We start from the raw sequence: 18,755 nt of genomic DNA, 5'->3' as shown, positions 1-18,755 counted from the left end.
TATTCGCGCACGCCGCGTATTTCGCCGTGGCGGATCTGGAACGAGGTTTTGCGGCCGGGTCACCGGGGGCAGCGTCCGCGTCACATCGTCGGCCACCCGGTCCAATGGCCGGCGCGACGTCCTTGTCGTGTGCACCTGTCATGGGGGCCTTCTCCTTGTGCGTGACCCCGTCCCTGCACCGTTTGTGAACCGTCCCTGGGCGGTCCGAGGCTTCATTGCGATTGCCGCGGTGATGGTTTGACGACGGTGAACTTGAATGGTCCGCCTTCGGCGGCGGCGTGGTCGATGGCCTTGTCGATGTCATCGAGAGCGAATTCGCTGATGTCGAACTGGTCGAGATCGAACAGGCCGGAGCGGGTGAGGGCGATCAGGCCGACGTTGGCCTCGCGCGGGTACATCAACTGGCCGCGCACGGTGATGTTGTTGGTCACGAACCAGTTCCAGTAGGGCAGGGACAGATCCTCCCCGCCCAGCGAGCCGACCCCGCCCATGAGGATCACCCGGCCTCCCGGGCGCACGGTCATGATGGCGGTGCGTACCGCGGTCGCCGGGGCGGACGGTGAGAGCATGTCGAACACCACGTCGATCGGTCCAGGCGCGGCGCGGCGCATCCGTTCGCGGTCCTCGTCCTCCTGTCCGGACAGCTCAACGGTGCGGACTCGGGAACCGAAGCGTCGCTCGAGTTCGGTCAACACTTTCTGATTGCGGCCCGGCGCGACGACGCACCCGGCGCCCATCGCGATCGCGAGGGAAACCGCCGCACTGCCGTAGTTGCCGGTCGCGCCGCTGATCAAGATCGTTTCCCCGGCTTTCAGGTCGGCCGCGAGCAGGCCGCCGTAGGGGGTTGCGCAGTTGTTCACCGCCACCCATTTACCAACGTCGGCAGGGTCGATCGGGCCGATCGGGTAGGCGTTCTCGGTCGGGATCAGCAACTGCTCGGCGTAGGAGCCGTTGCCGAAATACCGCATCAGCGGCAACGCACTCTCGCCATTGGCGGTCCCGCCCTGCAGATAGATGTCCGGACTGCGCACATCATCACGCGAGCGGACGGTCGGATCGCACCACACCCAGTCCCCCAGCGACAGTCGGGTCGCGTCCGGTCCGAGGGCACGTACCCGGCCCACCGCCAAGCCGCCGGGCACCACCGGCAGGTCGAGCAGGTAATTGTCTCGCTCGCCGCTGAGAATCGCACCCATGTGCACCGGCACACCGGCCGCGGCCACATCCACGATCACCTCACCGGTCCCCAGCGCCGGATCGGGCACGTTCTCCACCGACAACGGCGAGCCGAATTCCTTCAACAGCACAGCCTTCATGGTGTTTCCGCTCCTCTCGTCTCGACCGGTCCCCGCCCGGGAACGTTGGTTCTTCAGAGCTGGCAATCATGGGCATTCTCTGCTTAGAGGCAAAATTTCAGCGATCTGCGGGAGTAGCTCCCAAATCGGGGCACAACAGTAGTGTACAAACAACTTGTACAAACGTACATGGATGTGATGGAGGAGACAGTGAACGATCAGCAACCGGCGCGGCGGCGGAAGCCCTCCCGGCGGCGCGACCAGCTGGCCGCGGCGGGAGAGCAGGTCATCGCCGAACGCGGCCTGGAGGGACTGACCCACCGCGCCGTCGCCGAGACCGCTGGAGTGCCGCTGGGCTCGACCACCTATTACTTCGCCGACCGTGACGATCTCATCGCCGTGGTCCTGGCACGCGCGATCGACGACCACGCCGACTATCTGCGGGCCTGGTCCGAGCAACACGCAGGCGACACCCTCGAACAGGTCATCGCCGCCCTGGTCGACACCGTCGCGGCTCGCCTCGCCGACCACCGTCGACACAGCATCGTGCAACTCGAGCTGATCATGGCCGCCCTACGCAGGCCCGACCTCCAACCGATGGCACAACGCTTCTACGACCAGGCAATCGACTCGCTGACCCCCCACTTCACCGATCCGACCACCGCCACCACGGCCGTCAGCGTCATCACCGGCTATATCCTGCACGGACTCATCCGCCCCAACCCACCCGACCGCGACGAGATCACGGCAGTACTGCACTGCGCTTTCGGCCTCCCCGCACCGGCGAACAACCAACACGCCCATGAGAAGTCGCAAACGCCGTAGGCCGAACACGAAGGTGCCCAAGCAGTCTCCGGAACGAGCAGATACTCCCAGACCACGGCTTCGACCAGAATGTCCGCCAATGCCGCGTTCCGTGCGTTACCGAGGTGGCATGGAAGCCGGATCGACCCGTTCCGCTCCGCCCACTTCTGCGACCACACAGAGATAGAAGAGCACGTCGGGGAGCGACTGATTAGGGAGCGATCGGCCCAGTCGCCTGGGCGAGTTCCCGCTCGACGGTTGCCAAGTCCGCGGACCGATCCCGTGCGACGGTTCGTCCCGCCGTCGCAGCCTGAGGCTGGTCGCTCGGGTCGGTAATCTCTGTCCGGTGATCGACCCTACCGACCTGATGCGGATGCATCTGGTCCATCCAGACCAGCCTTTCCCACCTGTCGAGCTGGCGGATCCGTCCGGGCTGGTCGCTTTCGGCGGGGATCTGTCACCAGAGCGGCTGTTGGGCGCCTATTCCGCGGGAATCTTTCCCTGGTACAACCCCGGCGAAACGATCCACTGGTACTGCCCGGACCCGCGGAGCATTCTGGTGCCGACCGACCTGCGGGTGACCAAGTCCTATCGCCGATCTGTTGCCAAGGCCGACTACGCGGTGACCATGGATCGCGCCTTCGCCGAGGTCATATCGAATTGCGCCGGACCGCGCGACAAGGCGGCCGGAACCTGGATCGGCTCCGACATGCTGGCGGCCTACCTGCGGCTGCACCACCTCGGTCAGGCGCACTCAGTCGAGGTGTGGCGCGACGGCGACCTTGTCGGCGGCCTCTACGGCGTCGCATGCGGTCGTTCCTTCGCCGGCGAGTCCATGTTCTCCCGCGCCCGGGACACCTCCAAGGTCGCGCTGTATTGGCTCTGCGCCCAACTGGCCGCCTGGGATTTCGCCCTCATCGACTGCCAGGTCACCTCCGGCCACCTCACCTCTCTCGGCGCCATCGACCTCCCCCGTGCGGACTACCTGCACCTACACACCCAGGCCGCCGCCCGTCCCGGCCTCCCCGGCCCCTGGCAGTTCGAAATCCCGGTCCCCAACTCCCCCCACCATCTCCCGGCGTGAATGGATCACCGAGGCGATAGGTCGGCAACATCATGGATCGACGGGCCGGATTCGCGTTGCCACGGCCCGCATCGCGCCTCGATCGACAGCCTCGTCTCGACGTCGATGCGCCGGACCCGGCACCAAGGGACTACTACCAACGGACCCTTGGCTCCCCGGGCCGACAACGGCAATGCTGAATCGGGGGTGCGGATCGCCGGGCGAACCGCGCACCCGCCAGCTGTCCCGACGAGAAGGCCGTCCGCCCGGCGACGCTACAACCGGATACCCAGCAGCGCGTCGACCGCGTCGACCACCAGCCCCGGCGCCGAACGATCCGGTCCGCCGTACTCGAGCGCCTGGGCGGCCCAATTGTCCACCGCCGCCAGCGCTTTGGCGGTGTCCAGATCGTCGGCCAGATGCTGGCGCAACCGGGCCACGGTGTCGTCGGCGGCCGGGGCCGACTCGAGCGCCGCGGCCTGACGCCAGCGCGCCAGCCGGGTCTGGGCCTCGGTGAGCACGGCGTCGGTCCACTCGCGGTCCTGGCGGTAGTGCCCCGCGAACAGGCCCAGCCGCACCGCCGCCGGATCCACCCCGGACGCGCGCAGCTTCGACACGAACACCAGATTGCCGCGCGATTTGGACATCTTCTCCCCGTCCAGCCCGATCAGCCCGGCGTGCACATAGTGGCGGGCGAAGCGTCGATGTGCCACCAGGGCCTCGGCGTGGGCGGCGGAATACTCGTGATGGGGGTAGATCAGATCGCTGCCGCCGCCCTGGATGTCGAACTCCGGGCCGATGCGGTTCAACGCGATCGCCGCACACTCGATATGCCAGCCCGGCCGACCCGCGCCGAAGGGGGCGGGCCACGACGGCTCATCCGGGCGCGCCGCCCGCCACAGCAGCGCATCGATCGGATCGCGCTTACCCGGCCGGTCCGGATCGCCGCCGCGCTCGGCGAACAACCGCTCCATCGTGGCCCGGTCGTACCCGGACTCGTAGCCGAACTGCTCGGTGGCGTCGTGGCGGAAATAGATATCGGGAAACTCCGCGTCGTCGACCACGTATGCCGCACCGCAGGCCAGCAGCTTGTCCACCAGCTCCACGACCTCATTGACCGACTCCACCGCGCCCACGTAATCGCGCGGCGGCAGCACCCGCAGCGCCGCCATGTCCTCGCGATACAGCGCGATCTCCCGCGCGCCCAGATCCCGCCAGTCCAACCCGTCGCGCGCGGCCCGCTCGAACAGCGGATCGTCGACATCGGTCACGTTCTGCACGTAGTGCACCCGATGCCCGCCGTCGCGCAGCACCCGGTTGACCAGATCGAAGGTGAGGTAGGTCGCGGCGTGGCCGAGATGAGTGGCGTCGTAGGGGGTGATGCCACAGACGTAGACGGTGGCGGTGGCGCCGGGGGTCACCGGGCGCACCTGCCGATCGGCGGTGTCGTACAACCGCAACGGCGGTCCGGATCCGGGGACGGTCGGGACAGCTATTTCGGACCAGGACTGCATGATTCGAGGGTAAAGGTCAGATCGAGACCCGGCCCGCCCGCCCCCGTCCACCGGTGGCCCACGCCACCACCGTGGCCGTGCACGACCTGCATTTCGGCAGCGTGTGCCGGAAAGTCAACAATTGCAATCTTGCGGCACCGTATCGATGCCCGGCAGACGGACTCAGAACGCGGGCCAGGGGATCGGGCGCGCCGACACCGGCAGCGGCAGCACCGGATCGTCCAGCAGCGCCCGCCCGCGCGCGGCCAGCGCCTCGATCTCCTCGTCGGTGATGTGGCCGGCCAGCGCGTCGCCGGTCTCCCCGGGCAACGCCTTGACGAATTCCGCGATATCGGTGAGCAACTCCTCGCCCACCGGCTCACCCGCCCAGCCCCACAGCACCGTGCGCAACTTCGGCTCGGCGTGCAGGCAGATGCCGTGATCGACACCGTAGACCCCGCCGTCGGCACCCGCCAGCGCGTGCCCGCCCTTGCGGTCGGCGTTGTTGAGCACCACATCCAACACCGCCATCCGCCGCAGCCGCGGGTCGTCGGCATGCACCAGTGAGACCTCCGCGCCGGTGCCGTCCACCGCGCGCAACACCTCCCGGAAACCCGGCGGCACCGCCCCGATCGGCACCAGATCCACCAGATCCAGCCGCCCGCCCACGTCCGGATCGGCCGACTCCACCCAGCGCTGCACCATCCCCGGGCCCAGCGGGCCCTCCCGCAGAATCGTCTCCGGGATCACCGACCAGCCCAGTGCGGCCGACACCAGATACGAGGCCACCTCGCGCCCGGCCAGGGTGCCGTCGGGAAAATCCCACAGCGGCCGCTCCCCGCGCACCGGCTTGTACACCACCCGCGCGTCGGTGCCGTCGAGCTCGCACACCAGGGTGAGATTGCTGGCGGTGGTGACCCGGCCGATCACCGACAGCTCACCGGTATAGAACGGGTCGCCGTCGGTGCTCACGCGTTCAGTCCTCCTCCAGATCGGCCGCGCCGAAGATGTCGCCGCGCTTGTAGCCGTTGGTGCGCACACACATGTGCCCCTTCACCGACAGCGGCTCCCCGCACAGCGGGCATGGCGGGCGCCCGGCGGCGATCACCTTCGCCGACCGTAACGCGAACTCCCGCGCCTGCACCGGGGTCAAGAACACCCGCACCGCGTCCGGGCCCTCCTCGGTGTCGTCGAGCACCACCGACTCGTCGACCTCGGTCTCGGTGATCGCCAGCAGCTCCACCACCACCGCGCCCGCGTCCGCGTCCCAGCCCAAACCCATTGTGCCGACCCGAAATTCGGCGTCGATCGGCATGCGCAGCGGGGCGGTGTCGCTCACCTCCTCGGCCTGCGGGGGCACCGACGCGCCGAAGCGGCGCGCCACCTCGTCCAGCAGCAGCCCCATCCGGTCGGCCAGCACCTTCACCTGCTGCTTCTCCAACAGCACGCTGACCACCCGGGGCTCCTGCACTGCCTGCAGATAGAACGAGCGATCGCCTGGTTCACCGACCGTCCCGGCGACGAAACGATCGGGGGTGCGAAATACATGGATTGCTCGGGCCATCTGCACCTCCTGATACCGGCTGCACTACTCACTACGCGATTCGGGGCGTTCCGCATTCCCATTATCCGTACCCGCGGCGGCGCCCACCTCACCGCCAGGGACCGGTCCGGCCCGCTGCCCCGATCGTTGCTCGACGGTTGCCACCAGCGCCGACAGATCGGCGCCGGTGTCGTTTACCCGCCAGACATACGGGGCGGTCGGGGTGTAGCGGACCACGCTGATCGACGCCGGTTCGACCACGATGCGCTGGAATCCGTCCAGGTGCACACCGAACGCGTCGGCCAGCACCGCCTTGATCACATCACCGTGGCTGCACGCCACCCACAGCACGTCGCGGCCGTGTTGCTCGCCGAGCCGTGCGTCGTGGGCGCGGACGGCGGCCACGGCCCGATGCTGCACCTGCGCCAGCCCCTCGCCGCCCGGGAACACCGCCGCGGAGGCGTGGCGCTGCACCACCTTCCACAGCGGCTCCTTCACCAGCTCGTCCAGGGTGCGGCCGGTCCAGTCGCCGTAGTCGACCTCGGCCAGCGCCTCCTCGACCTGTGGTCGCAGGCCCAGCTTGTCCGCCAGCGGGGCGATCGTGCGCTGACAGCGCAGCAGCGGCGAGGCCACGATGTGCTCGATCGGCAGCGCGCCCAGCCGCGCCGCGACCGCCTGGGCCTGCTCGCGGCCGCGGTCGGTGAGATCCACCCCCGGGCTGCGCCCGGCCAGCGTGCGCGCGGTGTTGGAGGCCGACACCCCGTGCCGCAGCAGGATCACCGTCATGGCCCCCAGCGTAGGCGATCATGGCCGGTGCGCCAGCGCGGCCGCGTGACACCGTCCGGTACGAACTTCGGCCGCGCGGGATGGGTGCGGGCCGATCACCTTGGCGCGCAACGGTTTCACGGCGATGGGCGCCCGGCCGCGGGGCGGGCGGGGTTTCGCGCACCGCGAACGGGGCGGGGGCGCGGCGGGAGTCGCGCGCGGTCCGGGAACGGGCGGGCCGGCGACAAGTTCGGCGGTTCGCGGGGGGATAGCCGGTTCCGAACCGGTTGTGGCCCTAGGCTCTTACCCCGTGACGGAAGTGTGGGCACGGTGATGGAACAGCGAGTGGTCGGGCGCAGCGGATTACGGGTGTCGCGGATAGGGCTGGCCACCCACACCTGGGGCCGGGAAACCGACGCCGACGACGCGTCGGTGCAACTGGTGGCCTTCGTCGAGGCGGGCGGCACGCTCATCGACACCTCCCCCGCCTACCACGGCGGCGCCTCCCAGCGGATCCTCGGCGGGCTCATCGACGAACTCGTGCCGCGCGGAGATCTGGTGCTGTCGGGCTGCGCGGGCCTGGTGCCGGTGCCCTCGGTCATCGATCCGGCCGGGTCGCCCGCCCCCGAGATCCACTGGGCCGTGGACGCCTCCCGGCGCACCCTGATGCGCCAACTCGACCACACCCTGGCCGAATTGGGCACCGACTACCTCGACATCTGGAGTGTGGCGGCCTGGGATCCGCACACCCCGCTCGAGGAGATCGCCACCACGCTGGAATACGCGGTGCGCTCGGGCCGGGTCCGCTACGCGGGCGTGCGCGGCCTCAACGCCTGGCAGCTGGCCACCCTCGCCTCCGCCGCGCCGATCACCGCCGCCGCGGTCCCCTATTCGCTGCTCGCGCGCGGCCCCGAACGCGATATCGTGCCCGCCGCCACCCACCACGGCGTCGGCCTGATCGCGACCACCGCGCTGGCCGGGGGCATCCTCACCGGCAAATACCGCGACGGCGTACCCGCCGACTCCCGCGGGGCCGACGAGGCCACCGCCGCCGAGATCCGCGACCGCCTCGACGAACACGCCACCCGCGTGGTCGACGCCCTGGTCACCGCCGCCGACGGCCTGGGCACCTCCCCCCTCGCGGTCGCCCTGGCCTGGATCCGCGACCGCCCCACGGTCGCGAGCATGATCGTCGGCGCCCGCGACATCGCCCAGCTCACCGGCATCCTCGCCGCCGAAACCCTGGAACTGCCCCGCGCCATCGCCGCGGCCATCGACGACGTCAGCCGGGGCTGAGCCCCCGCGGGCGCGGATGCGACCGGTTCCGGCGAGCGCGGCGACACGCCGGATTCGGCCGAACACGCCGCGGCGCAAGCGGTTTGTGTCGTAGCCGTTGCGTAGGGTGCCGCGACGGCGTCGATCATCGAGCGGGTCGGAGGGACGCCGGTGTGTCCGGGAGAACCGCGGGTGGTGCGAGAGGTCTGGCGCCGTACCTCTTAGGCTTGCCTCATGAGCTGTCTCGCCCGTGTTCGGTCTCCGCGCATCCATCGCACTCGATCGGCGACCCGCGTTCTGTTCGCGGTGTTGGCGGTGGTGCTGGTGGGTGGGGTGAGTGCGTGTGGCGGTTCCGGCGGCGAAACCAGCGCGGGGCAGGGACCGGCCACGGCCACCCTCGCCGATCCCGATCCGGTGCCGATCGGGCCCGCCCCCACCCCGCAACTGCCCGCGACCGTGCCCTCCTTCGACGGCGGCCAGGTCACCGTCACCGACGCCAGTCGCATTGTCGCCGTCGACCGGTACGGCACCCTCGCCCAGACCGTGTGGGCGCTGGGGCTCGGCGGCAATCTCGTCGGACGCGCCTCGGCCGCGCCCCCGGCTATGCAGCACATCACCAACGTCGCGGGCGGCAATGGCAGCATCAGCGTCGAAGCCGTTGCGGCGCAACGGCCCACGGTGTTCCTCACCGACACGGTGACCGTGACCCCCACGCTGCGGGACCAGCTGCGCGCATTGGGGATCACCGTCGTGTTCTTCGACCCGCAGCGCACCCTCGACGGTGTGGTCCCACAGATTCAGGCGGTGGCCGCCGCGCTCGGAGTGCCCGCCCAGGGGGACAAGCTCGCCCAGCGCACCCGCGACGAAATCGCCTCCGCCACCGCCGCGGTCGGCCAGCACGAACCCAAACCGAAGATCGCGTTTCTGTACCTGCGGTCCACGGCCATCACCATGATGGGCGGGCCCGGTTCGGGCGCCGATGCGCTGATCGGTGCGCTCGGCGGCGTCGACGCGGGCACCGCGGCCGGGCTGAAGGAGCCGTTCGTCCCCATCACCAGCGAGGCCATGATCGCCGCCGCCCCCGACGTCTTCCTGGTCATGTCCGATGGGCTGGCCTCCATCGGCGGTGTCGACGGGCTGGCCAAGGTGCCCGGTATCGCGCAGACGCCCGCCGGGCGGAGCAAACGCGTCGTCGACATGTCCGACAAGGTCCTGCTCAGCTTCGGCCCCAATACCGGTCGCGTGCTGAGCGCCCTCACCAAGGCCCTCCACGGCACCCAGGCATGAGCGACACCCGCCCCGATTCCCCTACCGCCGAACATCATTCGCCCGATAGGCCGGCCACCGCGCCCGGCACCGCCGAAGCAGAGGCGGCCGACGGCATCGACACCACGAACTCACCGCCGACCGGACCGCAGGTCACCCCGGCCCCTGCCCGGCGCTGGTCGCGGGTGGCGATCGTGAGCGCGATCTCGGTGGCGGTGCTGATTGTGCTCGCGGTGGTCTCGGCGGCCGTCGGGCAGGTGCCCACCACGCCGCTCGAGGTGGCGGGCAGTGTGGCGCACAAGATCGGTCTGGACTGGGGGCCGTTGCCGCATCATCCCGCCGGCGAGGTGACCCTGTGGCAGGTGCGCTTCCCGCGGGTGGTGCTGGCGCTGTTCGTGGGTGCGGCGCTGGCGACCGCGGGTGCGCTGCTGCAGGGAGTCTTCGCCAATCCGCTGGCCGAACCCGGTGTCATCGGCGTCTCCTCGGGGGCGGCGGTCGGCGCCGGCATCGTGATCGTGATCGGCGGGGCGTTCGCCGCGGCCTGGTCGGTGGCCGGGGGCGCGTTCGTCGCCGGGCTGCTCACCACCCTGCTGGTGTATCTGCTCTCGCGCTCGGGCGGGCGCACCGAAACCGTGACGCTGGTGCTGACCGGTGTCGCGGTCAACGCCTTCGCCGGGGGCGTGATGTCGTTTCTGCTGTTCACCGCCTCCCCCGCCGCCCGCGATCAGATCGTGTTCTGGCAGTTGGGCAGCCTCAACGGCGCCACCTGGCAGGCGGTGAGCGTCGTCGCCCCGCTGACCGTCCTCGGTTTCGCCGCCGCGGCGCTGCTCGCGCCCCGGCTGGATCTGCTGGCGCTGGGCGAGTCTGCGGCTCGCCACCTCGGCGTGGATGTGGAACGGTTGCGCCGCAACGTGATCGTCATCGTCGCCGTACTCGCCACCGCCGGTGTCGCGTTCACCGGCGTTATCCTGTTCGTCGGCCTGATCGTCCCGCATGTGGTGCGTATGCTCGTCGGCCCCGCCCACCGCGTCCTCATCCCGCTCTCGGCGGTGCTGGGCGCCGTCGTGCTGCTGGCCGCCGATATCGGCGCGCGCAGCCTGGTCGCCAATGCCGATCTGCCACTGGGCATGTTGACCTCGCTGGTCGGCGGGCCGTTCTTCTTCTGGCTGCTGCGCCGCACCCGCGCCCGCTCGGGAGGTTGGGCATGAATTCCGCACTCGCGCCGGACCATACCGCCACGATGCCGCGCACCGCCCAACCCATGCCCACCCACAGCGCCAGCAGCGACACCCGGTCCCCGGTACCCCGGGCAGGAGAGCGATGAGCAGCATCACCCGCGGCGTCAGCCGAATTCTCGGTCGCGCGCACGGAATTCCGCAGACCCCCGCGCCCGGTGCGGTCACGCTGCGGGCCCGTGGCGTGTCGGTCGAGCGCGGAGCCGCTCGGCGGGTGCTCGACGAGGTGGATCTCGACGTGGTCGCCGGAGAGATCCTGGCGCTGGTCGGACCCAACGGGGCCGGAAAGTCCACCCTGCTGGCGGCCCTGGCCGGGGAACTCGAACCCGTCACCGGCACAGTCGAACTCGACGGGCAGCCGGTCCGGGCGTGGACGCCGATCGACATGGCGCGCAGGCGGGCGGTACTGCCACAGAACCATCTGGTCGGATTCCCGTTCACCGCACACGAGGTCGTGGCGATGGGCCGCTCCCCCTGGGCCCGAACTCCCCGCCAGGACGACGACGAGAAGATCATCGCCTCCGCCATGACCGCCACCGACGTGCACCACCTCGCCGCCCGCCCCTTTCCGGCGCTGTCCGGTGGCGAACGCGCCCGCGTCGCCCTGGCCCGCGTCCTCGCCCAGGACACCCACACCCTGCTGCTCGACGAGCCCACCGCCGCCCTGGACCTGGGCCACCAAGAACAGATCCTGCACCTGGCCCGCGCCCGCGCCGCCGCCGGTGCGGCGGTCGTGGTAGTGCTACACGACCTGGGCGTGGCCGCGGCCTACGCCGACCGCGTAGCCGTCCTGCGCTCCGGCCGCCTCGTCGCCGCGGGCACCCCCCGCGAGGTCCTCACCACCGACCTGCTCACGAACGTCTACCAGCACCCGGTGGAGGTCCTCGACCACCCCGTCACCGGAGCCCAACTCGTCCTGCCGGTCCGCCGCTGATCCTCGGCGTCGGCCACCTTCGACCCCTAACCTGCGGCCCCACTGCTCCGCCGGTGGCATGGGGAGCGAGCGAGCCCGCTCGAACCGGGGAGCGACGTGTCGCACTCGATCCGCTTCGACCAGCGACACCTGTGAGCCGTCCCCGTCACCATCGTGCGCGGTGCGCAGTGAATTCGTTTCGCGACCCGCGTGGGCCGCCCATCGCCCGTGACGAACTCCGGCGAGAGTTGCCGGTGATTGCCGGGCCCGCGAGCGAATCGCGGGCGCTCCGGCTGTGTCCTCGTTTCCGGGCCGTCCGGCTACTCGGCCGGGGAATCGTCCTCGTCGGGGCGGGCGTGGTCGGGCTTGCCGGGGGTGGGGTCGCGGTCGAGGTCGATCAGGGGATGCAGGGCCGCGCCCTCGGGGGCGGCGTGGCGGCCGTGGGGGGTTTGCTGAGATTCTTCCGGGTGAGTCACGGACCCTAGGTTAACGGGGGTTGGCACGGGGGCTTGCGACACCCGGGGCGGGTGGTGGCGTGCGGAATGCGCTGGCGGGTACCGGGCGGTCCGGATTAGCTTGGCGGAGTGACTCATCCGCTGCTGTTCCTGCTGGCCGCCACCACGCTGATCGCCATTCCGGGGCCGAATCATCTCTACATCACCGCGCGCTGCATTGCCGAGGGCCGCCGGGCCGGAGTCGTCTCGGCGCTGGGGGTGGAGACCGGGACGCTGGTGCATGTGGCGGCGGCGGCCGCGGGGTTGTCGGCGTTGATCGCCGCCTCGGCGACCGCGTTCACCGCCCTGCGCTATGCGGGTGCGGCCTATCTGCTGTATCTGGCCTACCGCACGCTGCGCGGCGGGGAGGACGCCGACGCCCCGGTGCTCGGGGCGCGCCCGCTGCACCGGGTGTATCTGGACGGGGTGCTGATCAACCTGTTCAACCCGAAGGTGGTGCTGTTCTTCCTGGCGTTCCTGCCGCAGTTCGTCGATCGCGACGCGGGCAACGTGCCGCTGCAGATCGCGATCCTGGGCGTGCTCACCGCCTTCATCGGCGTCGCCTCGGATCTGGTGTACGTGCTGGCCGCGGGCACGCTCGGCGGCTGGCTGCGGGCGCGGCCGGTGTTCCGGCGCCGCCAGCGCTACGCCACCGGCATGATCTATCTGGCCCTGGGCGCCCTCGCCGCATTCGCCGGACCCGAACCTCGCAGCGCGAGCTGAACGGCCGAAACCCTCACCGCCACACCAATTTCAACACCGCGGGCGTCAGCAGCATGCGAATGACCGTGGCGTCCAACAGCAGTGCCGCGATCATTCCGTAGGCGATGTATTTCATCAGCACCAGATCCGAGAACCCGAACGCCCCGGTCACCACGATCAGAATCGCCGCCGCCGAGGTGATCACCCCACCGGTGTGCGCGATCCCGTAGCGGATCGCCTCGGGCGCATCGGCACCGCCCGCGCGCGCCTCGGCCATCCTCGACTGCAGAAACACCTCGTAATCGGTGGACAGCCCGAACAGCACCGTCACGATCAGCACCAGCACCGCGAACATCAACGGCTGCGGCGTGAAATGAAACACCCCCGCCCCGTGCCCCTGCACGAAGATCCAGGTCAGAATCCCCAGCGTCGCTCCCAGCGACAGCGCGCTCATCACCACCGCCTTCACCGCCAGCACCAGCGACCGGAACGCCGCGTACATCAACGCGATCGCCGCCGCCACCAGAATCGCCACCAGCACCGGCAGCCCGTCGATGAGCCCGTGAATGGCATCGCGCTCGAGCGCCGGAACCCCCGCCACCATCACCCGAACCCCCGGCGGATCGGGAATCGCCCGCAGCGCCGCGATCGCCGTATCGGCCGCGCGCTTGTCCACCAGCCCCGTCGACAACACATTGATCCCGTCGGTGGTCGGCGCCGACGCCTCGAACGGACCGGTCAGTCCGGGCGCGAAATTCGCCTGAAACCGGATGTCGGACAGCTGCTCCCGATTCGCCCCCACCACCACCAGCTTCAGCGGTTCGGTCCGAAACGCCGGAAACAGCCGATCGAAGCTCTCCTGCGCCACCCGCGCCGGATTGTCCGCGGCCAGATACCGTTCGCTCAACCCGCCGAACTCGATGTGCCGGAACGGAACCAGCAACATCAGCAGCCCCAGCACCACCGGCACGATCACCCGTACCGGCCGCCGCATCGCGAACACCGCCAGCCGCGAGAAGAATCCGCGATCGATCTGCTCGGCGGTCCGGATACTCGCCAGCCGCCCCCATCCCCACAGATCGATGCGCCGCCCCACGATCGACAGCGCCGCGGGCAGTGCGGTCACCGACAGCACCGCCGCCAGCAGCACCGAGGAGATCCCGCCGTAGGGCACCGACCGCAGCACCCCGTTCGGATAGATGAACAGCGCCCCCAGGCTCACCGCGATGATCGCCGCCGAGAACAGCACCGTGCGCCCGGCGGTGGCCACCGTGCGCGCGGTGGCCTCCTCGACGCTGCGCCCGGCCGCCAGCTCCTCCCGGAACCGCGTCACCGCGAACAATCCGTAATCGATCGCCAGGCCCAGACTCACGAGCGTGACCACCGCCGAGGCGAAGACGTTGATCTCGATGTGATCCGACAGCAACCGCATGATGCCCTGGCTGCCCAGAATCGTCATCGTGCCGATCAGCACCGGCAGCGCCGCCCCGATCACCCCGCCGAAGACGAAATACAGCAGCACCGCCACGATCGGCAGTGCGATCAGCTCCGCCCGGCGAATGTCGTGCTGCATGCCGATATTGATGCCCTCCACCACCGGCTGCAACCCGGCCAGCTGCACCGTCGTCCCGCCGGGGCCCGCGCCGGGCGCGCCCGCGCCCAGCTCGTCGCGAATGGCCAGGAAGTTGTTCACCGATTCGGTGTCGGCCCCGCGCAATCCGATACTGGCGAAGGCGTGCGTGCGCTCGGCGTCGGCGAACTGGCCCATCATCGGGCCGTCGAAATAGCTGTCGATCTTCTGGATGCGATCGGGATACCGCTGGCGCAGCCGGGTCAGCGCGTCGGCCACCGCGGTGCGCACGGGCGGGTCGTCGACGGTGGCGCCGGGCGGGGCGGTGTAGAGCACGATGACATCGGCGTCGCGGTCGCGACCGAAGGTGTCGTCGGCCAGTTTGGAGGCCACCACCGATTCGCTGTGCTCGTCGAACCAGCCGCCCTGGGTCAGCCGCGACCCCAGATCCCGGCCGTAGAATCCGCTCACGGCCACCAGCGCCACGAAGACCGCGAACACCGCGAAGCGGTGCCGGTGGACGAAACGGCCCCACCGCAACGCCTGCGTCTGCACCATCGCGACTCAGCCGCAGGCGGGGGTCTTGTAGTCGGCCGAGCGCAGGATGCCGCACAGATCGGTGCGCGAGATCTTCCACGTGCCGTCGATGTCCACGAAATGCACGATGGTGGTGCGCACGTTGGTTCCGGTGCCGTCCTTGTCCAGGCGCATGGTCGCGGTCAGGGTGCCGTCGTGGTTGTCGAAGACCGGATCGACCACCCCGTAGATCGCGCGCGGATTGTCCTGCAGCGCCTTGTACATGTCCGGGATGGCCTCGGTGAAGGCGTCGCCGTCCTCGATCAGCGCGGTGCGCTCGGAATCGGGCAGCGACGGATCCAGCGCCCGCTTGATCTGCGCGTCCAGCTGCGCCGCGGTCGGAATCGGCGGCCGATTGGCCCGGCTGGACGCCGCGGCCTGCGACGACGAGGTCAGTGCCGCATACGCCGAGGACCGCGCCGCGGCCACCGACGCCTCGTCGGAGCCGCTGTCGCATCCGGCGACCACCGCCCCCGCCGTCGCCAGCGCCACTGCCAGGCACATCGCGCGCCGCACCGCCATTCCGCCCTCGCCGCCTGTCGAAGTTACCGGTAGTTCTCGTACAGTCTGCCAGGTTCGGCCAAGATCGCCGAGTAGGCCCGCGCGGCCTCCGGAACACCGTGGCGCGCAGCGGATTTCGGTCAGATTCCCTCGATCACCGCGCCCAGGCGGCCGAGGAGGGCGCGCACGGTCGTCGGCCCGCGCTCGGCGGCGGTCGGCACGGCGGTGGGGATCAGATCGCGGATCAGGGCGGTGACGCTGCGCTCGTCGTCGAGGTCGACATCGGTGACGCGGACCTGCGCCGAGGCGACCACATCCTCGGGGCCGGGCACCGCGGCCGCGGTGTCGGGGCGGTAGATCTCGAGCACCAGCGTGGCCCGGAAGGTGCGGAAGGCGAACGACCGCCCGTCGCCGGTGGTGCCGAACCCGTGCGCGAACGGACCGACGGTAATGTCTTCTACGAGGAATTCAGACGTATGGTCGGTTTCCAACCGGGACTCCCTGCATCGTCGGCCGTTCACCTCCCACGGTAACCCTGGCCACCGACAACCGCGGTCGCCGCGAGCGTGCCTCGGCCCCCGATCGCCCGCCCGCGCGGACGGTCCTTCCCGGCGGAATGACCCCGGTGAGCGGCCCGCCTCGGTCACCATGGTCAGATGAAGAGGTACGCATGAGTGGCGGGTAGAAGGAGTTCGGTGTATGCGCGGTCCCCACGGGAACCGACCGGTCCGACGGCGAGCCCCGTCGGCGCTGGTCGCGGCGACGCTCGCGGTCGCGGCGGTCGCGGCACTGGGCGGCTGCGCCAAGCGCACCGGTGACGACACCGCCCCCTCCCCCGCCGCACCGGCCAGCGCCGCCGTCGCCCCGGTGCCCGCCCGCACCCCGGCCGGAGTCGTTACCGCGGCCGCGCCCATCGCCGCCGCCCTGAGCGAACCCGCCACCGGCCGCCTCGCCCTGCTCGACCCCGACGGGCGCGGCGTGCGCGTGCTCGATCCCGCCACCGGCGACCAGCGCACCGTCGCCCTGCCCGCCCCGGCCACCGGCTGGGCGCTCGGCGCGCCCGGGGAGATCCTGCTCGCCGCGGGAACCCAACTGCTGCATCTGGATCCGGCCGCCGCCAGTGTGCGCGCCACCCCGCTCGACGCCGAGGTCCGCGCGCTCACCCGCCGCCCCGACGGCACCCTCGCACTGGCCCGCGCCGACGGCAAGGTCGAAATCCGCGACGCCGCAAACACGGTGCGCACCACCGTCACCGGTCTGAAGGCGGCCGACGAGCTGGCCGCCGCGGGTGACGCGGTGGCGGTGCTGGACCACGACCGGACCACCCTCACCCAGCTCGACCTCGACGATCGCCGCCCCGGGCTGTCGCTGCGCGCGGGCCGCGGCGCGACCAACCTCGTCGCCGACCACTTCGGCCGACTCCTGGTCACCGACACCGCCGGGGGCGCACTGCTGGTCTACACCGCCGATCCGCTCGTGCTGCGCCAGCGGTTCCCGGTAGGCTCGTCGCCCTACGCACTCGCCTACGATCGTTCCACCGAGACCGTGTGGGTGACGCTGACCGGCAGCAACGAGGTCGTCGGCTACGGCCTGTCGACGGGTATACCGGAGGAAGTGGGACGCTTCGCGACGGTACGCCAGCCGAATTCGGTGACGATCGATGACCGCACCGGCGAGATGTTCGTGGGATCCGCGACCGGTGACGGTCTGCAGCGGATCGGCGCGGACCAGAGGAAGAGAGGGCAGTGATGACTCAGGCCTCGGCGCACCGTTCGCAACGCCGACCCACGCTCCCCGCGGGCTGGGAGGAGACCACCCAGGAGGGCGAGGGTGAATACGAGTACGTCCCGTTACGGCTTCCCCCCGACGTCAACCGGGTGACCGCCTCCATGCGCCTGGCCATCCAGGCCGAATTCGGCGGCTGGGAACTCTCGCGCGTGCGCGCCTACACCGACGGCAGCCGCCGGGTGCTGCTGCGCCGGCGCAAGACCGCACAACCCACCCCGGAACCGGGGATGTGAGGGGCCGCATGTACTCGCTCCTACTGCGGCTGATGTTCCTGCTGCCGCCCGAACGCGTCCACCACCTGGTCTTCGCCGCACTGCGCCTGGCCACCGCCACGCCCGGACTGCGCGCGCTGCTGGCCCGGCTCACCGGCGCCGCCGACCCGATCCTGGCCACCCGCGCCTTCGGCGTCGACTTCCCCGCCCCGCTCGGGCTGGCCGCCGGATTCGACAAGGACGCGGCGGGCGTGAATGCCTGGGGCCCACTGGGTTTCGGCTTCGCCGAGATCGGCACCGTGACCGCGCACGCCCAGCCCGGCAATCCGGCCCCGCGGCTGTTCCGGCTGCCCGCCGACCGCGCGCTGATCAACCGGATGGGCTTCAACAACCACGGCGCGGCCGCCGCCGCCGAACGCCTGCGCCGCCGCCGCGCGGGCGGGGTGCCCATCGGCGCCAACATCGGCAAGACCAAACTCGTTCCCGCCGAGGCGGCCTCGGCCGACTACGTCACCAGCGCGCGGCTGCTGGGCCCGCAGGCCGATTTCGTGGTGGTCAACGTCAGCTCGCCCAACACCCCGGGCCTGCGCGATCTGCAGGCCGTGGAATCGCTGCGGCCGCTGCTGTCGGCGGTGCTCGACAGCGTCGAGGTGCCGGTGCTGGTCAAGATCGCCCCCGACCTGTCCGACGACGATATCGACGCCGTGGCCGATCTGGCGGTCGAACTCGGCCTGGCCGGAATCGTGGCCACCAACACCACCATCCGCCGCGACGGCCTGGCCACCCCGGCCGAGGAGGTCGCGGCCATGGGCGCGGGCGGGCTGTCCGGCCCGCCGGTGGCCGAGCGCTCCCTCGAGGTACTGCGCCGCCTCTACACCCGCGTCGGCGACCGCCTGGTGCTGATCTCGGTGGGCGGCATCGAAACCCCCGACCAGGCCTTCGAACGCATCCTGGCCGGAGCCACCCTGCTGCAGGGCTACACCGGTTTCATCTACGGCGGCCTGTTCTGGACCCGCCGCATCCACCGCGGCATCGCCGCCCGCCTGCGCGCCCGCGGCTTCACCAGCCTGGCCCAGGCCGTCGGCGCCGATCACAAACCCGGACTGGAACAGTCGGCGTGATCCCCGCATCGGGTGCACGATTCGAATCGTGCACCCGATGCGGGTTCGCACGAGCCGCCGGAATCCTTGCGGCCCCGACGTTTTCCCCTGGACGTCGATCCCTTCGCGCGCGAATCACGGGCGCACCCGTTGTCCCGCG

The 18,755-nt window shown here is 70.5% G+C and carries 19 protein-coding genes; 10 read left to right on the top strand and 9 right to left on the bottom strand.

Annotation, left to right across the window (positions count from 1 at the left end; genetic code table 11):
- Positions 1-212 precede the first annotated feature (212 nt).
- Positions 213-1,316, bottom strand: coding sequence for an alcohol dehydrogenase catalytic domain-containing protein (locus tag NDR87_RS00750; protein ID WP_251909309.1), 1,104 nt, complete (start codon positions 1,314-1,316; stop codon positions 213-215).
- 189 nt (positions 1,317-1,505) lie between these two features.
- On the opposite strand from NDR87_RS00750, the gene NDR87_RS00745 reads away from it, so the two are divergent.
- Together NDR87_RS00745 and aat are read left to right on the top strand one after the other, a co-directional pair.
- Entirely contained in the window at positions 1,506-2,120 is a 615-nt protein-coding gene (locus NDR87_RS00745) for a TetR family transcriptional regulator (protein WP_251909310.1), read from the top strand.
- A gap of 325 nt (positions 2,121-2,445) precedes the next feature.
- Positions 2,446-3,183 (top strand): leucyl/phenylalanyl-tRNA--protein transferase, encoded by a 738-nt coding sequence (gene aat / locus NDR87_RS00740; RefSeq protein WP_251909311.1) that lies wholly within the window; start codon positions 2,446-2,448, stop codon positions 3,181-3,183.
- Positions 3,184-3,437: 254 nt separating this feature from the next.
- Here the strand turns inward: aat and mshC are convergent, their stop codons facing one another.
- The 4 genes from mshC to NDR87_RS00720 all read right to left on the bottom strand — a co-directional run bounded on the left by mshC (position 3,438) and on the right by NDR87_RS00720 (position 6,984).
- Positions 3,438-4,676: a cysteine--1-D-myo-inosityl 2-amino-2-deoxy-alpha-D-glucopyranoside ligase gene (mshC, locus tag NDR87_RS00735; RefSeq protein WP_251909312.1), complete on the bottom strand. Its 1,239-nt coding sequence runs from the start codon at positions 4,674-4,676 to the stop codon at positions 3,438-3,440.
- A 162-nt stretch (positions 4,677-4,838) separates the two neighbouring features.
- The gene (locus NDR87_RS00730) at positions 4,839-5,627 is read right to left on the bottom strand and encodes an SCO1664 family protein (RefSeq protein ID WP_251909313.1); all 789 of its coding nucleotides are present in this window, start codon (positions 5,625-5,627) and stop codon (positions 4,839-4,841) included.
- A gap of 4 nt (positions 5,628-5,631) precedes the next feature.
- On the bottom strand, positions 5,632-6,219 hold the full coding sequence (locus tag NDR87_RS00725; RefSeq protein ID WP_251909314.1) for a DUF3090 domain-containing protein: 588 nt from the start codon (positions 6,217-6,219) through the stop codon (positions 5,632-5,634).
- 24 nt (positions 6,220-6,243) lie between these two features.
- Positions 6,244-6,984 carry a histidine phosphatase family protein gene (locus NDR87_RS00720; RefSeq protein WP_251909315.1) on the bottom strand — a complete coding sequence of 247 codons (741 nt, stop codon included), beginning with the start codon at positions 6,982-6,984 and terminating at the stop codon, positions 6,244-6,246.
- 312 nt (positions 6,985-7,296) lie between these two features.
- Here NDR87_RS00720 and NDR87_RS00715 point away from each other — a divergent pair, with 312 nt between their 5' ends.
- The 4 genes from NDR87_RS00715 (at position 7,297) to NDR87_RS00700 (ending at position 11,673) form a co-directional block, all read left to right on the top strand.
- Positions 7,297-8,259 carry an aldo/keto reductase gene (locus NDR87_RS00715; protein WP_251909519.1) on the top strand — a complete coding sequence of 321 codons (963 nt, stop codon included), beginning with the start codon at positions 7,297-7,299 and terminating at the stop codon, positions 8,257-8,259.
- A gap of 213 nt (positions 8,260-8,472) precedes the next feature.
- Positions 8,473-9,525, top strand: a complete 1,053-nt coding sequence (locus NDR87_RS00710; protein WP_251909316.1) for a hemin ABC transporter substrate-binding protein — start codon at positions 8,473-8,475, stop codon at positions 9,523-9,525.
- Positions 9,522-10,712, top strand: a complete 1,191-nt coding sequence (locus tag NDR87_RS00705) for an iron ABC transporter permease (protein WP_251909317.1) — start codon at positions 9,522-9,524, stop codon at positions 10,710-10,712. The genes NDR87_RS00710 and NDR87_RS00705 overlap by 4 nt, the downstream gene beginning before the upstream one ends.
- A 112-nt stretch (positions 10,713-10,824) precedes the next feature.
- On the top strand, positions 10,825-11,673 hold the full coding sequence (locus NDR87_RS00700; protein WP_251909318.1) for a heme ABC transporter ATP-binding protein: 849 nt from the start codon (positions 10,825-10,827) through the stop codon (positions 11,671-11,673).
- 299 nt (positions 11,674-11,972) lie between these two features.
- Here the strand turns inward: NDR87_RS00700 and NDR87_RS00695 are convergent, their stop codons facing one another.
- Positions 11,973-12,128 carry a hypothetical protein gene (locus NDR87_RS00695; RefSeq protein WP_251909319.1) on the bottom strand — a complete coding sequence of 52 codons (156 nt, stop codon included), beginning with the start codon at positions 12,126-12,128 and terminating at the stop codon, positions 11,973-11,975.
- Positions 12,129-12,236: 108 nt separating this feature from the next.
- On the opposite strand from NDR87_RS00695, the gene NDR87_RS00690 reads away from it, so the two are divergent.
- Positions 12,237-12,869, top strand: a complete 633-nt coding sequence (locus NDR87_RS00690; RefSeq protein ID WP_251909320.1) for a LysE family translocator — start codon at positions 12,237-12,239, stop codon at positions 12,867-12,869.
- Positions 12,870-12,882: 13 nt separating this feature from the next.
- Here the strand turns inward: NDR87_RS00690 and NDR87_RS00685 are convergent, their stop codons facing one another.
- From NDR87_RS00685 to NDR87_RS00675, 3 genes are all read right to left on the bottom strand, one after another.
- Positions 12,883-14,976: an MMPL family transporter gene (locus tag NDR87_RS00685; RefSeq protein WP_251909321.1), complete on the bottom strand. Its 2,094-nt coding sequence runs from the start codon at positions 14,974-14,976 to the stop codon at positions 12,883-12,885.
- A gap of 6 nt (positions 14,977-14,982) precedes the next feature.
- Positions 14,983-15,516, bottom strand: a complete 534-nt coding sequence (locus NDR87_RS00680; RefSeq protein ID WP_251909322.1) for a hypothetical protein — start codon at positions 15,514-15,516, stop codon at positions 14,983-14,985.
- 119 nt (positions 15,517-15,635) lie between these two features.
- Entirely contained in the window at positions 15,636-15,986 is a 351-nt protein-coding gene (locus NDR87_RS00675; RefSeq protein WP_251909323.1) for a hypothetical protein, read from the bottom strand.
- Positions 15,987-16,194: 208 nt separating this feature from the next.
- On the opposite strand from NDR87_RS00675, the gene NDR87_RS00670 reads away from it, so the two are divergent.
- The 3 genes from NDR87_RS00670 to NDR87_RS00660 are packed head-to-tail and all read left to right on the top strand — an operon-like array spanning position 16,195 to position 18,616.
- A complete protein-coding gene (locus tag NDR87_RS00670; protein ID WP_251909324.1) occupies positions 16,195-17,244 on the top strand; it encodes a YncE family protein in 1,050 nt (349 codons plus the stop codon).
- A complete protein-coding gene (locus NDR87_RS00665) occupies positions 17,244-17,516 on the top strand; it encodes a DUF5703 family protein (RefSeq protein WP_251909325.1) in 273 nt (90 codons plus the stop codon). The genes NDR87_RS00670 and NDR87_RS00665 overlap by 1 nt, the downstream gene beginning before the upstream one ends.
- Positions 17,517-17,524: 8 nt before the next feature.
- A complete protein-coding gene (locus NDR87_RS00660; RefSeq protein ID WP_251909326.1) occupies positions 17,525-18,616 on the top strand; it encodes a quinone-dependent dihydroorotate dehydrogenase in 1,092 nt (363 codons plus the stop codon).
- Positions 18,617-18,755 lie beyond the last annotated feature (139 nt).

This window comes from Nocardia sp. CDC159 (genome assembly GCF_023740735.1).
GTDB lineage: Bacteria > Actinomycetota > Actinomycetes > Mycobacteriales > Mycobacteriaceae > Nocardia > Nocardia pulmonis.
This window is presented reverse-complemented; position numbering and strand designations above follow the sequence as displayed.